We start from the raw sequence: 14,049 nt of genomic DNA, 5'->3' as shown, positions 1-14,049 counted from the left end.
GCCAGTACGTGACTTTATACGCAACGGCGCGACGCGAGGCAATGCAAGGAACAGCATTTCATTCATACAATTGCGACAACCGGCGTCAGCCGCTTCGATGAGGCCAATGAACCAGATGCCCCATGTCGCACTGATCATTGAGACCTCGATGAGGTGCGGTCGCGAGATTCTGCTGGGCATCGGACGCTTCCTCGCGCTGCACGGGCCGTGGAGCATCCACGAACACGAACGCGGGGTGCCGAGCTCGGCCCACACGTTGCAATTGGAGGCGTCGTGCATCGAAGGCGCCACGGCACGAACTTTAAGGCGCCCTGGCCGCAACCAACGCGAACGCGAAGCGACGTAGTCTGACGAGGTTTTCGTTCACGGTCCCGAGGCTCGCAGGTCGAACTCGAATAACACAGCGACTCACGGTGTTTGTTGTCACCCGTGCTGGGTGGGAGGAAATCGGATAGGCCCGAACTGACGTGGGCAGCGATCTAAAAGCCCTGCTTGCTCTGCGCAATCCCCCTCTCCCGCAAAAGGTCGCTCGCCGCGACCGCCAGCGGCCATTGGATTGCGAGTTTTGAATGTTGCTTCGGACAGGACTCAAGTTGCGCCTGGATCATCCGCGAAGCGGCCGTGAGCGGACATCAATCTTGCGCTCGTCCCAGGTGCCCAGCCCAAGCGTGGCGGCGATCTCGATGTGCTCCGGCTGCCGGTTGAGAAAGGTGCTGAACTCATCGGGCTTGGCCTCGGCGATGGATTTCAATCCCGACGCAGCGCGCTTCTTGTCAATTTCTTTCCAGCCAACGCGGTCCAGTGCCACCGGATCCGTCGCGAAATAAAGAGTGCGATGTTCCCAGACGAACTGGGGCCGGGCAGACGGACCGCCGTGATACAGCCCCTTGATGCCGTCGAGAATGTGCAGCACGGTCTTGTCTCGAATGATGGGCAGCGATACGACGGCAGGAATGAAGGCGCCGCAGACGTTCAACGTGCTGGAGGAATGGCTGCGGCTCACGTTGTTGACCAGTCCATGGGAAAGATTTTTCAGCGCCAGTGTCACTCCCGCGGACTGGTGGTCCTTCAACACCGGTAGATTGATGAGCTTGTTCACTTCGTGCGTGATGAACCGGGCCGCGTATGAACGCCGGGCTGTGAGACTGCTGGCATCCTGGCCCGGCAACGTCACCGCCATGTCCATGTAGTGATCCGGATCGTAACCCTCAATCGCCTGCTGGATGCCGTCCACGTCCTGGGCGGCGAACGACCAGCGCACGCCCTCCGGCAACCACTGGTCGAAACCCATTTCCAAAAATTGTTTCCGGTAACGGTCGTACACCACAATGTCCTTGCGGCGCACGCCGGCTGACTCCAGTCCCGCCACGATTTTCTGGAGCACTTCCGCGCAACTCATGACCAACGGGCCGCCCACCGGACACACCTTGATCCCCACCACGTCGCCGCGTTCGAAGAACTGCTTCCAAGCTGCCGTGGGATCATCCGCATCCGTGAGTTCCATCATGCCTTCGTCCATCATGCGGCGGATCGGATCGGCTTGGAACTTGCCGTCGAGAATACACCCCGGATGTGATACCGCGACCACGCGGCCCGGGTGCAAGCCGGGCATGCCCAATTTGGATTTGGCCGGCTTGGTGGAAACCTCTGCCCCCAGCGCCAGGTGCGGAAGGCTCAATCCGGCCGCTGCGGTCCACAACCACTCTCTGCGCGTCCATCCGCGTGGCGAGTTCATGAACGAAATCTAGCCTCGGGCATGGAAGATTACAATTCAGAATTTTTAGCGCGTCTCCTCCGGCCTGACCATTCAACGACAGGATGGATTATGCGAAGACGAAGTTGCTGGGAACACTCAACCGTTCGTGGCGCCGAGGTCCACGGGCACGCGGTCGGGTTGGCGGCGCCGGATGGCCGCAAGGATGCGTTCGCGCGAGGTCATGGGATATCTGGCTCGGCGGTCTATCACAAATTTATTGGTCCGACCAGTAAGCACCGAATTGGGCAAGATTGTCTTCGTTCAACGCTTCGGGAACTTCCGCGTCCGACAAACCGAGCGCGGACCGGGCTCTTTTCCACAACGTTGTGCGCACGTACCGTTGGTGCTCGCGCGGCCACTGGGTCGAGGCCAGCAGTTGGAGCGCTTCTTCCGGTCGACCGAGAGCCAGGGCAAGATCAGCGCGACGCTCGATGACAAGGCCGTGAGACCGCGATTTGGCGAGCAAGGAGACGCGCTTGTCGATCAGGCCAAGTCCGGCATATAACTCGTCGAGTTCCACGACTGCGAGCGGATCCTCCAAAGGACCGGCTTCCAGGAACGGAATTGCTCTGGCGGAATCTTGCAGGGCCTTCGCCAGGATGAGTCCGGCCAATCGGCAAGCAGTCGGTGCGCTGGAATGTTCCATCAGGGACAACGCCTCCTTCGGACGATTGTGAAAAGCGAGCCAGAGCGCCAGCGGTTCAGCCGCCTTCGGGTTGCTACGCACCAGTTCGCGGCGCAACGCGGCTTCAAGAGCGATACCCGTCGGAACTGTGGACGATGGCAACGGCCCGGAGTTTTCGCGAAAGTCTTCCCACTCAGTTTGCCAGGCGGAATGTTTCCAGCCCAGCCACGGTTCGAGCCATTCGGGCAACTTCAGTGACGGCATCTTCACGCGATCGCACGCGGCGCGAGAATGCACCGGGATCCAAAACTCCGTGTATCGTTGCGTCGCGCCCGGTGGGAACTGTGATTTCTCGCTTTGATCAAGCAGCGGGCCACTCTCGATTTCGCAGTAAGCCAATCCGCCTTCGGTGGTGGCCTGGCCCCACGCGCGATGCGCGCCGTGCCCATAGGTCCAAAGCTTCTTGCCGGGCAATTGCGCCGGATCAGCGAGGTGCATGAGACCAAATCCGAGGTCGTGATGAAACGCACCAAACTGCGGCGCGCTCCCGGGTTGCCAAAACAGCGCGGTCATCTGGCGGTAATGGCGATCCCAGTTCAAACCGTCGCCCGGCCAGTCCAGTTCCACCACCCGGTCATCATGCACCAGCACTCGATGCGGCGGGTGAATGAACTCCGTTTCGCTCGTGGACCGCACCGCGCAGATCGTCCACATCATCCACGGATGGGCCGCGCCCGTTTGGTTTCGCAGTGCGGTTCGCTGAATCAGGAACGGTTGGTCCGCCATCAGGCCAAGTTCCACCACCCATTCCATCCCGGTGCGCGCCTCGCGTTCGCCCACGCGGATGAAACCGTAATCGCCCATCCGCCCCGTGGCACAGCCGACTTCCGTGATGGAGGTGGGCGAGTGTGCGATGGGGAAGTTGAACTCGATGCCGCCGGAGATGAACACCCAGATCGGCAGAATCCGTACAGGCTTGACCACCGGATTGCTGAAGAGAATTTCCTTCCCGAGTCGCTTGTCGAACAGGCTGTAAACCCGCCCGCCCAACTCCGGCGCGACTTCGACACGCAGCGCGGCATTTTCCAGAACCACCATCCGAAAAGCGCGTGGCACGGCGGCAGCTCTGGTGTCGCCATAGCTGGTGTACGGAAACAGGTGCTCGCGGTGGTAGAGGAGCGGCAGAGGCGTCAACGGCACCGGTCGGTGGAACGGCAACGTGCGGATTGTTTCGCGAATCTGAATCATGCTGGCGAATCAGTTCACCGGCGAGGCGTCGAGAATCAAAACCTCAAACGGCTTCAGCGTGAGCCGCAAAGTAGTTCCCGCTTCGGTGCGGAAAACTGGCCGTTCAGAATCCTCGGCCCAGGGGCTGTGCAGAGTGAACTTCGCCGCAGCGCCGGGCGGCAGCTCGAATGCGCTCGCAACATCCAATTCGTAGGGGTGTGGTTGGTCGTCCGGGTTGCGCAACGCGACAATTCCCGCGCGGGGGGACCACGCAGCGTAACCGTAAACCTCCAGTTGCGCGGGGTCGCCGCCGATCCAGTGCGTGTCCACGAGCACGTCCGCATGCGCGCGCGACCATTTTGCGGCTTCGGCGAGCACCTGCCAATCTTGCGCGCCGAGACGCTGGGGCCGGATGTACAATTCCTGCAAACTCGTGCCGCTGCCGAAAAACATGCGGACATCATCCTTGAAGCCAGTCGAATCAAAGTCATTTTCCGCAGCCGATCCGTGCCGCGACCAGGCGACGCCTTGCGTCATGAGTGAGTTCAACGGAAAGAGCGGTCCCTTACCGACGATGTTTTTCCGGACTTCCTGATCGCGGTAGGTGAGCCATTGCTGCTGCTTGTTGCCCTTGCCGCTGAACCCCATGTCATCGCCCTGACGCCAGAGGGAATCGGCATACCGCAGCCAGAACGGCGACGGCCAGGAGCCGGTGGTGAAGTTGATGTAAACCGCCGGGTCTTCCTCGCGCAGTTCCAGCATCAACCGGCGCAACGCCTCCGTGTCCGCAACGTAACCGGCGCCGGCACCGTCCGCATACATCCCGGAGGCGATGCCGTCGAACTTGAAATGGACCACGCCGTAGGTGCGCATCATCCGCAAACAGACCTTCCGAAAGGCGTCATAGTATTTGGGGCCGGCCAGCGAGAACCCGGTGGCATTGGTTTCGTAATCTTGCGCTCGGCCAAATCGCAACCGTTCCTCCTTGGCCTTGCCATAACCGCCAAACGGCGAGAGCCAGACACCCAAATGCGTGTGCTCCTGCCGGCAAAGTCTGGCGGGCGGCGCGAACCCACGCGGGAATCCCGCGTGAAATTGCCAGAGCGATTTTGGATCATCCCATCCATCGTCAAACACCACGCCGTCGAGCACCACGCTGTGGGGATGAATGAGGTTCTCCGCGAGCGAGTGAATGGCCGCGAGGCAATTCGTTTCGTTCATCGAAAAGCCCGGCCACGAGATGTCGTACCAGGAATTGTAATGCAGGAATGGCCGGAACGGATGAGCGCGTTCCCGTTCCAAATAGCCCAGAAAGGCGCGGCGCATCTGCCCAGCCGGCGCCACGCCCAAAACAAAACTCTGCGTGAGCGTTTCGCCACGACGTAGCTCGGTGTTGCGGCGAACGCGGCTGAGCAGCGAACCTTCCTGGCCGGCCAGGTTTTCGGCCATCGGATCTTCGCTCCCCAGGAAGAAACTGTCCGCCACGATCGGCGAACCGTCCACGCGCCCTGCGGTTGACGCGCTGCGGAGAAATTCTCCCGAAACATTACTGCGCGATTTGGACCCTTGAATCTCCCCCTCACCCGTCCTGCGGACACCCTCTCCCCCGCTCGGAGCGGGGGAGAGGGAAGGGGTGAGGGGGCGTTCCCGTTCATGGAGCGTCGTGTCGAGCCAGACGATTTCCTGGATCGCCAGCGCATCGCGCATTACGGCCAGTTCGATTTCCTGGCGCAAGTAATGAGCGCCATCCAACATGATTCCTCGCCAGAGCACCCGGAGGCGTCCGTCCGCTGAACGCAACGGCACTTCCACGGATTTTCCGGGGAGGCGCGCGGCAAACCGGGCGGCTTTCGGCCTGGGGATGAGCGTGCGCAAACGGGATTTGCCATCCGGGACCAGACGGGACGCGGGGTAGCGGGTTCCCGTGGTCAGGACGATTTGAAACACCTCACCGGTCAGCGTTAGCGATCGTCGGCCCGGCACGTCGCGAAAGGAAAGTGGGGACATGCCGTGTTCCGTCAAAGCCCACGCCGCCACCATCACGTGGTTGCTGAAAGTGACCGTGCCGTTGGCCAATGAAGCATGAGCACGACCCGGCTCAACCCCTGGGTATTTTACCACACCTGCGCTCCAAACACTCCCGGCGGACAAAACGAATCCTGTAGCGATGGCGAGGGTTTTGATCATTTGCTCTGCGCCTTCGGCGGCGCAGTTTGGCCCGCCGGCTTGGCTTTGTCAGGCTTGCGGTAATTCACCTGCAACCGGCCAAGTTGGACGAGTTGCCCGTCCAATCGATCGAGAAAACTGCTGAGATTGCGGCTCTGCGCTGGAGACCAAAGCACTTCCGCCAACGCCAGCGCGCGCGGGAGGCCGAAGTACTCCACGTCCTTCCCGTCCCACATGTATTCACCCCAAAGATTTCCCTGTCCGCCCAGGATGTGCCGCCGTTGATAATCGGACAACTCCACCGGCACCGGCTCGTACGCGTAAACGGTTTCGAGTGGAATGAAGCCGCCGATGCACTCCGGCTCGGCGGGGCCTTTGGCCTGCGCGTAATCGAAGTAGCAGTGCGAAGTGGGGGACATCACGGCATCGTGGCCGGCATGCGCGGCGGCGATCCCGCCCTGGATGCCGCGCCACGACATCACCACCGCGCCGGGCGTGAGGCCGCCTTCGAGAATTTCATCCCACCCGATCATCCGCCGGCCCTTGCTGGTGAGGAACTCCTCCAGCCGCTGATTGAGCCAGGTTTGAAGCTGCGCCTCGTTCTTCAATCCTTCAACTTTCATCCGAGCCTGGCATTTGGGACACGTTTTCCAACGCTCGCGCGGCACTTCGTCGCCGCCAATGTGGATGAATTCGCTCGGGAACAACTCGCAAACTTCGCCCAAGACGTCCTTGGTGAACGCCACGGCGGCATCGTTGCCGGGGCAGAGAATGTCCGCGTTGATGCCCCACGCCGATCGCACCTCAGACAGCTTGCCCGCACATGAGAATTCCGGGTGCGATGCGATCGCCGCGCCGAAATGCCCCGGTATCTCAATCTCCGGCATGAGCGTCACGTGTCTCGCCTTCGCGTAGGCCACAAGCTCGCGGATTTGATCCTGCGTGTAGAAGAACGGACCGTAAACCTGGCCGTCGCCATGCTCGCGGTCGCCGCGTTTGGGGGACTGCTTGCGAACGGAGCCGATTTCCGTGAGGCGTGGAAATTTTTTGATTTCGATTCGCCAACCCTGATCGTCGGTCAGGTGAAGTTGCAATCGGTTGTATTTGTAGAAGGCCATGACGTCCACGAATTTCTTCAAGAACTCTGGCGGCAGGAAGTGGCGGGCCGGATCCAGCAGCAGCCCGCGCCATTGGAAACGGGGATAATCCTCGATGGCGCACGCGGGGATCTGCCATTTACCGTCATCGGCTCGCGCGATCAACTGTGCCAATGTTTGAACGCCGTTGAAAAGGCCGTGTTCCGTGCTGGCTGACAACTCGACGCGCGACGCATTGACCGAAAGCCGATAGCTTTCGGCCCGTTGCCATTCCGGGAGGTCGGAAAAAAGTTTGGCGTCGAGCCGGAGCACGATCTTGCTCTCCATGCCGCCGGCAGAACTGACTTTCAAACTCCATCCCGTGACCCGCCGCATGGCTTCCACCGCTCGCGGTGCGACCTCTCCTTCGCAAACGATCACCGTTGCTGAAGTCAATTGAAAAGCCGCGCCCTCGACCAAGCTTGCCTTGACCGGCAGGGGCACGACCGAAATTTGATTCTCCGTTCTAATTGGGGCGGCGGCGGCAATCATCACCAGCAAGCCGCTCGACAAGATCACCAATGTCAGCTTGCTGATTCCGGTTTCGATCAAGTTACCAAAGCGACAGTTATCGTGATAGGTTTTCATTGAATTAGAGGCAGCAGGATCATGGCTTGGTCTGTGGCGGGGTCGGTGCACCGCTGCTTATCATCTCGCCAACTTTGCGGAGTGTTTTCGCATCAATGTCGCGCAGTTTGCCTGCGTAATCCGGCCCGACATCCAGGGAAAAGAGGTTGCCGTACTTCACCGCACCGAGGTAATCCGCGTAAATTTTCTCCGCCGGGAGACAGAGTTGGTCGTGCTTCGGCAGCGAGTAGAACCACATCGCGCCACCCTCGTGTTTGGGCTGGATCGGGTAAGTGAACTCCGCGAGGCGATGGCCGGTGTAGCCCTTGATGTGGCTGGCGTTGAAGCCGGAGCCGGTTTCGTCACTCAGAGGCGAAGGATGGCCCAACTCACCCAGCCGGATGTCGCCGGCAGGCGGGCCGTGATTGAAACCGATGAAACAATCCGGCTGGAGGGCTTTACAGAAAGCGGCGGTCTCGGCGTGGCTCAAGCCACCGTCGCCAACCGCGTGGTCGAACCAGATGTATTCGATGGGGCCGTATTGCGTGAGCAGTTCGCGCAGTTGCGCCTTTTTCATCTCCGGGTTCGGCCCGCTCTTGCCGCCCGGCACAGAGCCAGCCCACGTCCAGTCGCCCTCGGAAAAGTAGAGCGCCAGTTTGATGCCTTGCTGGTCGCAAGACTTTTTCAGTTCGGCCAGCACGTCGCGACTGAGCGGACTTTTCGTAACTTTGCGATCCGTTGTTTTCGTGTCCCAAAGGCAAAAGCCGTCGTGGTGCTTGGTGAGGAACAGGATGTAGCCCATGCCGGCTTCCTTGGCCGTCTTGACCCACTGCTCGGTGTCGCAACCGGTCGGGTTGAAGAGGGCGAGGTTGGTGACGCCGGGTGTCCACTCCTTCCCCGAGAAGGTGCTAAACGACCAGCAGATGAACATTCCCCAGCGGAGGTTCTGCAGTTCCTTCACGCGGGCATCACTTACGATGGGCAGGGTGGTGGTGGCAGCGGGCGCGAGGCGGACGGTGTTGGCAGTGAAGGTGAGGGCCGCGAGGAGGGAGAGGATACGGTTCATGGGCGCAAAACTTTCACGGAAGTTCAATCTCAGAAATCGTCGGACCTTCCGTGGCGTCGAGGATGTTCAGTCGCACGGCGCGGGCCGTGACGGGCTCGAAGCTGCGCTTGAAATTCGCGCCGAGTTCCGTGCCGGTGAAGAGAGTCTTCCAGTCGGCGCCGTCACGGTATTGAAACTCAAATTTCTGCACGCGCGGCGCGAGGGCTTCGTTGATGCGCACGGCGCCGATGCGCTTGGGCTGGGGAAATTCCAGCGCGACCCACGCCCGCTTCGTGCCGCCGTCGGTGGCCCAGCGCGTGCCTGGATCGCCATCGAACGCGCTCTCAGCGGCGTAATCGTCCATGTGTTGATACACGTTGGACGCGGTGGCTTTGATCAGCGAAGGGAAGCTCACGGGCCGCAGGCCCATCGCCGATTGGTCGAGATCGAGCCGGATGATCGTGTCAATCTTCTGCTGGTTCGCAGCCGGCACGCTCACGACGAGTTTGTCACCTTGCTGCTGGAATTCCGCTTTGCCGCCGGCAAGGGATTCGGCACGCAAAACTTTGGCCGGAATGCCCGGCAGCGTCACGCTGTCTCCGTCCCACTTGAAGACGTGCAGGAAGATGTTCTTGTCGCGTCGGGTGCTTGCTAGAGTTTTCGTCGGCTTCCACGGCCCGCCGCGCGTGCGGTAAATCGTGTCACCGTATTCTGCGAGCCACGCGCCGATCTCTTGCAACCGCGCGATTTGCCTCAACTCAATGCGCCCGTCCGGCATCGGGCCAACATTCAAGAGCAGGTTTCCGTCGCCGCCCGCGCAGAGCACCAGCGTCTGGAGGCATTGTTCGAGCGATTTCATCGGGTCGTTGGGTTTCCACGCCCATTGATTGCAGATCGTCATGCAGGTTTCCCACGGCCGCTGGTCCTGGTATTTGCCGACGCGCTGCTCCGGCGTGTCGAAATCGCCCGCGGCACCGCTGCGGTTGTTGATGATGATATCGGGCTGCAACGACCGCGTCCACGCCTCAAGATCCAGCCCGCGCTTCTGATCGAACTCCTGCGGCACGTCGAACCACATGGTGAGGAGCGGGCCGTAGTTTTGGATCAACTCCTTCACCTGCGCACGGAGGTAAGTCTCGTAGCGGTCAAGGTCCGGGCTGGGTTTGCGCTTCGTTCCACCGGGGCTCCCGAGTGGGAAATCCGGATGATGCCAGTCGCACACCGAGTGGTAAGTGCCGAACTGCAGCCCTTCGCGTTTGCAGGCGGCGGCCAGTTCCTTCACCACGTCGCGATGGAACGGCGAGTTCATGATGTTGAAATCCGTCTGCTTCGTGTCCCACATGCAAAAGCCGTCGTGGTGCTTGGTGGTGAAGACGACGTATTTCATGCCGGCGGTTCTGGCGACGCTCATCCACTGGCGAGCGTTGAAGTTGGTGGGGTTGAACTGCTGGTAGAGATGGTCGTATTCCTCAATGGGAATTTGCGCCCCCCGCGACCAGCCGATCTCCGTGCCTTTGAGTGAAACCGGCCCCCAATGAATGAACAAGCCAAAGCGCGCGTCGCGCCACCACTGGAGGCGCTGGGCGTTGGCGGACGGCGCCGTCGTGTCTGTCGCCGTGTCCGCCAGGAGTGGAAGCGTGGCGAGGAATCCCGCCGCCAGTGTGATTGATTTTGCGAGGTTCAGTTTCATTTTAGCGCCTTTTTGTTTGAGGGTTCTGGAGTCTCGATCTTCGGGATGCGCATTCCGTGGTTTAGGGCTTGCGCGACCAACTCCGTTCAATTTCCTCCAGCGATCGGCCCTTGGTTTCCGGAACCAGACGCCAGACCACCAGCACCATCGCGACACAAAATACCGCGTAGGTGTAGAACGGAAAGGCGTGATTGAAATGCTTCACGAACCAGGAACCCTTTGCGTCCATCATCGGGAAGGTCTGCGTCACGGCATAATCCGCGGTCCACAGGAAAAACGTGGCCAGTCCTAGGGCGCGACCGCGCACGGCGGTGGGAAAGATTTCCGCGAGGATGACCCACGTCACTGGCCCGACCGACAGGCCGAAACAGCCGATGTAAAGCACGATGAAGAAAAGCATCCAACCGCTGGCGGCTGCCGGGTCGGTCAGCGTCTGGGCCATGACGCCCATCGCCACCAGGCTGATTCCCATGCCGGCGGCACCGATGAGCATCAGCGGTTTGCGGCCCCATTTGTCCACGGCCGCAATCGCGATGAGCGTGAACAAAACCCCGGCGCCGTTGATGATGATTTGCTGGAGCAGGCCGGCATCCACGCCGGTCGAGGCGCTCAGGGTTTTGAAGATGGTCGTCCCGAAATACAGGAACACGTTGATGCCAGTGACTTGCTGGAGGATCGCCAGCAAGACGCCGATCAAGAGCGGCAGCCGCAGCCTGGCAGAGAAGAGTTCGCCCCAGTTGCCTCGCTCCTGCGACAGCGCGGCCTTGATACTGTCAAACTCCGTCCCAGCGAACCCCGGTCCGCCAACTCTTTCAAGAATCCGCCTCGCCTTGTTTTCGCGCTTACGCTCGATCAACCAACGCGGGCTTTCGGGAATCGGAATCAGCAGCAGGCCAAAGAGGACGGCAGGCGCGATGCCCATGCCAAACATCCAGCGCCAACCGCTGGCGATGAGCCAGGCCTGATCGCCGGATTTGGCGATGAAATAGTTGATGAACGAAGTCAGCGCGATGCCGCCCACGATGGCGATCTGATTCACGGCCACCATCCGTCCGCGGATGTGCGCCGGCGTAATCTCGGCGATATACATCGGCGTCGAAATGGAGGCGATGCCAATGCCCAATCCGCCGATGAAGCGGAAGCAGATGAAGATCCAGATGTCATTGGGCACAGCGGTGCCGATGGCGGAGGCGAGAAACATCGCCGCCGCCAGAAACATCGCCAGGCGGCGGCCAAAGCGGTCGGAGATCGGCCCGACCAACAGCACGCCCGCCGCGCACCCGACGAGCACACTGCCCGACGCCCAACCTTTCATGAAATCGCTGAGCTGGAAGCGGGCCGTCAGCGGTTCAATGGCGCCGGAGATGACGCCGGTGTCGTAACCAAACAAAAGCCCTCCAAGGGTTGCCACCAGACAGATGGGCAGCAAATAGGAAATGTTGATTCTCGCGGCGGCGGGGCTTGAACTGATTTCCGCTTTCATGGGGTGAAGATCATCACCAGACTTTGAGTTTGAGTTTTCCCTGGCCAGGATTCTCGAAGGGGCCAGGCGTGGGCTGCGATGAGTTGCGGCGCTTGCCAAAGTAATCCGTGTCAATCTTCAGCGGCGAATCATCCGGGTTCACGTAGGGAAGTTTCGGAATCCTCGCTTCGCCCAGCAGTTTCGTCGTCACGAAAGTTGTCTCCACCTGCCGCTGCCAATTGCCCAGCGCGAGGTGCAAGTACGTCCGGCCATTTTCCTCGACGAGTCGGAGGCCAGGATCGTGGTCTGGTAGCCTGAGCGGTTTCGTCTCTTTGCTGGAGGGTTGCGCGTCGTGAAGATACACATTGCCGCCGGTCTGGAGCGGGAATTCGCGGCCATCGTATCCCCACAATCCGTGGCTGCTGATCCAGCGCAGTTCGCTCAAATTCCCCATTTGCGCCGCAGAGGGTGCTTCGCCATTGCCGACGAAGAGGTTGTTGTAGAAACGGTCGCCGCCGCCTTTGATCGTGGTCAGGCCGGCAACCGTCGTGGAGTGAGCCGGATGATAGGGCGTCTCGCGGCTCGGCTCGGGCCGGTTGGTGATTTTCCCGGCGAACAGATTGTGCGCGTAGGCGCCGTCTTCGGACATATCCAGCAGGTTAACCGGCGAGAGGAACAGGTTGTTGTCCACCACGAACGGCCCGTGGTCCACCTCGACGAACAAATCCTGGCCGGCGTTGTCGTGAAAAAGGTTTCCCGAGACGCGCGTGCCTTGCGCCATCCAATCGAGCCAGAGGCCGAGGCAGGTTTGGTAGATGTGATTCCGGCTGATCTGGACGTCAATGGCCGCGTGGAACTTGATGCCTGCCATCTCCGCGCCGGTGAACAGTCGCCGCACGTGGATGTCGTGAATCGTGTTGCCGGTAACGGTGCTGAACGCGGCGCCCAGGCTGCCGACGATGCCCGCCTGCTCGCAGTGCGAGATGGTGTTGTTGCGGACGACGTGGTGACCGATGTTGTCCTTGGTCCAGGGGATGGCAAAAGCGTGGGCGCGCTCGATGGTCTTGACGTAGCCCTCGGCGGTGTCAGCCGAGGTGTTGTCGAACTGATCACCGTGTTTGCCGAGCGCGATGCCCGAGCAAATCGAATGACTGATCGTGTTGTTCTCGATGATCCAGCCTTTGCTCCAGTGCGTGCCGATCAAACCGATCTGCTCCGCCGTCGGCGGCGCCCACGGCGTGGCCGCTTGGCGCAGCGTGAAGCCGCGCACGGTGATGTAATTCCGACCGGGCTGGTCCGGGTAGAACACGGTTCGCCGCGCGTTGATCTCGACGAGTTGCTCGTTCGGGTTGACCCCTTTGAACTGCGCCCAGATCGTGGTGGTCGTGGCATCAACTTGGGCAAACCACAACTGCGGATTCAAACCCCGCGCCTCCAACGCTTTCGCTTTCGGATCCTTGAACACGAGGCACACGGTCTTGATACCGCTAACGGTTTTAAGACGGGCATTGAACGACGACCACGTTTGCCAATCGCCGGTGCTTCGCACCGCACAAGCACCCAACAGTTCGCCGTCCTGGCTGTCCAATCGAACTTCAATGATCCCGCCGTCCGCGGCCGAGGCCGCGCGAATCTCCAGCTCCTCGGTGCCTCGACCGAAGTTGATCCGTTCGTAGCGCACCCAATTGCCATGCAAAATGAAACCGATGCACTCGCCGCCTTCCGAGCACGGCGCGTTCTGCGTGCCGCGTTTGGCGGCAAAACTCGTCGCCGGGATCCGCGCTACGTCTGCCGCCCCTTTGCCCGGCCGCAGCCACGCCACGTTGAGCAGATACTGTGCGTCGGCGCCGGACAGCCAGGCCGGAGATTCGCCGCCGGGCATCAAGACTTCGTCCAGCTTCGCTGCTTCCGTCAGCCAGTCGCCGTTGAGATAGACGGCGCCGGTGTGATGCTCGCGGCCCTTGGGATTGAACCAATCGCCGTGGATGAGGTTGGTGTAAGGATTGAAGTTTCCGAAAAAGGCATTGGGCAGTTCGACTTTCCAAACATTGTCCTGGACCTTCACCCAATTCTTCACAACTTCCGAGCCTTTGATCTCGGCCTTTTCGCCTCGCGCAGCTTGATACACGATGCGCTTCCTGTCGGACTCGCCTCCGCGCGGCGGGTTGATGCGTTCGCGGTAAACGCCTTCATGCACGGTGATCACATCGCCCGGCTGGGCAAGTTCTGCGCCTCGCTGGATCGTGTGAAAGGGCGCCGATTTCGTTCCGCGATTGGCGTCGTCGCCGCTCGTGGTGACGTGGTATTCCGTGGCTTGCATAGCGTTAGCGAGCGCGAGGGCGGTCAAACATGCGACGGATATTGATTTCATAGTT

At 60.7% G+C, this 14,049-nt stretch carries 9 protein-coding genes; 1 reads left to right on the top strand and 8 read right to left on the bottom strand.

The features are described 5' to 3' along the window. Positions 1-106 precede the first annotated feature (106 nt). Positions 107-346, top strand: coding sequence for a hypothetical protein (locus HY298_16280; GenBank protein ID MBI3851813.1), 240 nt, complete (start codon positions 107-109; stop codon positions 344-346). Positions 347-604: 258 nt separating this feature from the next. On the opposite strand, the gene HY298_16275 is transcribed toward HY298_16280, so the two are convergent. The 8 genes from HY298_16275 to HY298_16240 form a co-directional block, all read right to left on the bottom strand. Then, positions 605-1,735, bottom strand: a complete 1,131-nt coding sequence (locus tag HY298_16275; GenBank protein ID MBI3851812.1) for a DUF362 domain-containing protein — start codon at positions 1,733-1,735, stop codon at positions 605-607. A 235-nt stretch (positions 1,736-1,970) separates the two neighbouring features. After that, positions 1,971-3,629 (bottom strand): DUF5107 domain-containing protein, encoded by a 1,659-nt coding sequence (locus HY298_16270; protein ID MBI3851811.1) that lies wholly within the window; start codon positions 3,627-3,629, stop codon positions 1,971-1,973. A gap of 9 nt (positions 3,630-3,638) precedes the next feature. Further along, complete coding sequence (locus tag HY298_16265) at positions 3,639-5,795, bottom strand: enterotoxin (GenBank protein ID MBI3851810.1); 2,157 nt, start codon at positions 5,793-5,795, stop codon at positions 3,639-3,641. Beyond that, positions 5,792-7,498 carry a beta-N-acetylhexosaminidase gene (locus HY298_16260; GenBank protein MBI3851809.1) on the bottom strand — a complete coding sequence of 569 codons (1,707 nt, stop codon included), beginning with the start codon at positions 7,496-7,498 and terminating at the stop codon, positions 5,792-5,794. The genes HY298_16265 and HY298_16260 overlap by 4 nt, the downstream gene beginning before the upstream one ends. A 19-nt stretch (positions 7,499-7,517) precedes the next feature. Then, positions 7,518-8,543: an alpha-L-fucosidase gene (locus HY298_16255; protein ID MBI3851808.1), complete on the bottom strand. Its 1,026-nt coding sequence runs from the start codon at positions 8,541-8,543 to the stop codon at positions 7,518-7,520. A gap of 13 nt (positions 8,544-8,556) precedes the next feature. After that, positions 8,557-10,212: an alpha-L-fucosidase gene (locus tag HY298_16250; GenBank protein ID MBI3851807.1), complete on the bottom strand. Its 1,656-nt coding sequence runs from the start codon at positions 10,210-10,212 to the stop codon at positions 8,557-8,559. Between the two features lie 61 nt (positions 10,213-10,273). Beyond that, positions 10,274-11,794, bottom strand: a complete 1,521-nt coding sequence (locus HY298_16245; protein MBI3851806.1) for a sugar porter family MFS transporter — start codon at positions 11,792-11,794, stop codon at positions 10,274-10,276. Next, the gene (locus HY298_16240; protein MBI3851805.1) at positions 11,709-14,045 is read right to left on the bottom strand and encodes a carbohydrate-binding protein; all 2,337 of its coding nucleotides are present in this window, start codon (positions 14,043-14,045) and stop codon (positions 11,709-11,711) included. The genes HY298_16245 and HY298_16240 overlap by 86 nt, the downstream gene beginning before the upstream one ends. Between the last annotated feature and the right edge of the window lie 4 nt (positions 14,046-14,049).

It is taken from the genome of Verrucomicrobiota bacterium (genome assembly GCA_016200005.1).
GTDB lineage: Bacteria > Verrucomicrobiota > Verrucomicrobiia > Limisphaerales > PALSA-1396 > PALSA-1396.
Note: the sequence above shows the minus strand (reverse complement) of the source record. Positions and strands in the feature narration are given on the sequence as shown.

What these genes read in the sequence shown, in the direction of transcription:
- HY298_16260 (MBI3851809.1), bottom strand. Translation starts at nt 7,498, where the DNA reads ATGAAAACCTATCACGATAACTGTCGCTTTGGTAACTTGATCGAAACC.
- HY298_16250 (MBI3851807.1), bottom strand. Translation starts at nt 10,212, where the DNA reads ATGAAACTGAACCTCGCAAAATCAATCACACTGGCGGCGGGATTCCTC.
- HY298_16270 (MBI3851811.1), bottom strand. Translation starts at nt 3,629, where the DNA reads ATGATTCAGATTCGCGAAACAATCCGCACGTTGCCGTTCCACCGACCG.
- HY298_16240 (MBI3851805.1), bottom strand. Translation starts at nt 14,045, where the DNA reads ATGAAATCAATATCCGTCGCATGTTTGACCGCCCTCGCGCTCGCTAAC.
- HY298_16265 (MBI3851810.1), bottom strand. Translation starts at nt 5,795, where the DNA reads ATGATCAAAACCCTCGCCATCGCTACAGGATTCGTTTTGTCCGCCGGG.
- HY298_16255 (MBI3851808.1), bottom strand. Translation starts at nt 8,543, where the DNA reads ATGAACCGTATCCTCTCCCTCCTCGCGGCCCTCACCTTCACTGCCAAC.
- HY298_16275 (MBI3851812.1), bottom strand. Translation starts at nt 1,735, where the DNA reads ATGAACTCGCCACGCGGATGGACGCGCAGAGAGTGGTTGTGGACCGCA.
- HY298_16280 (MBI3851813.1), top strand. Translation starts at nt 107, where the DNA reads ATGAACCAGATGCCCCATGTCGCACTGATCATTGAGACCTCGATGAGG.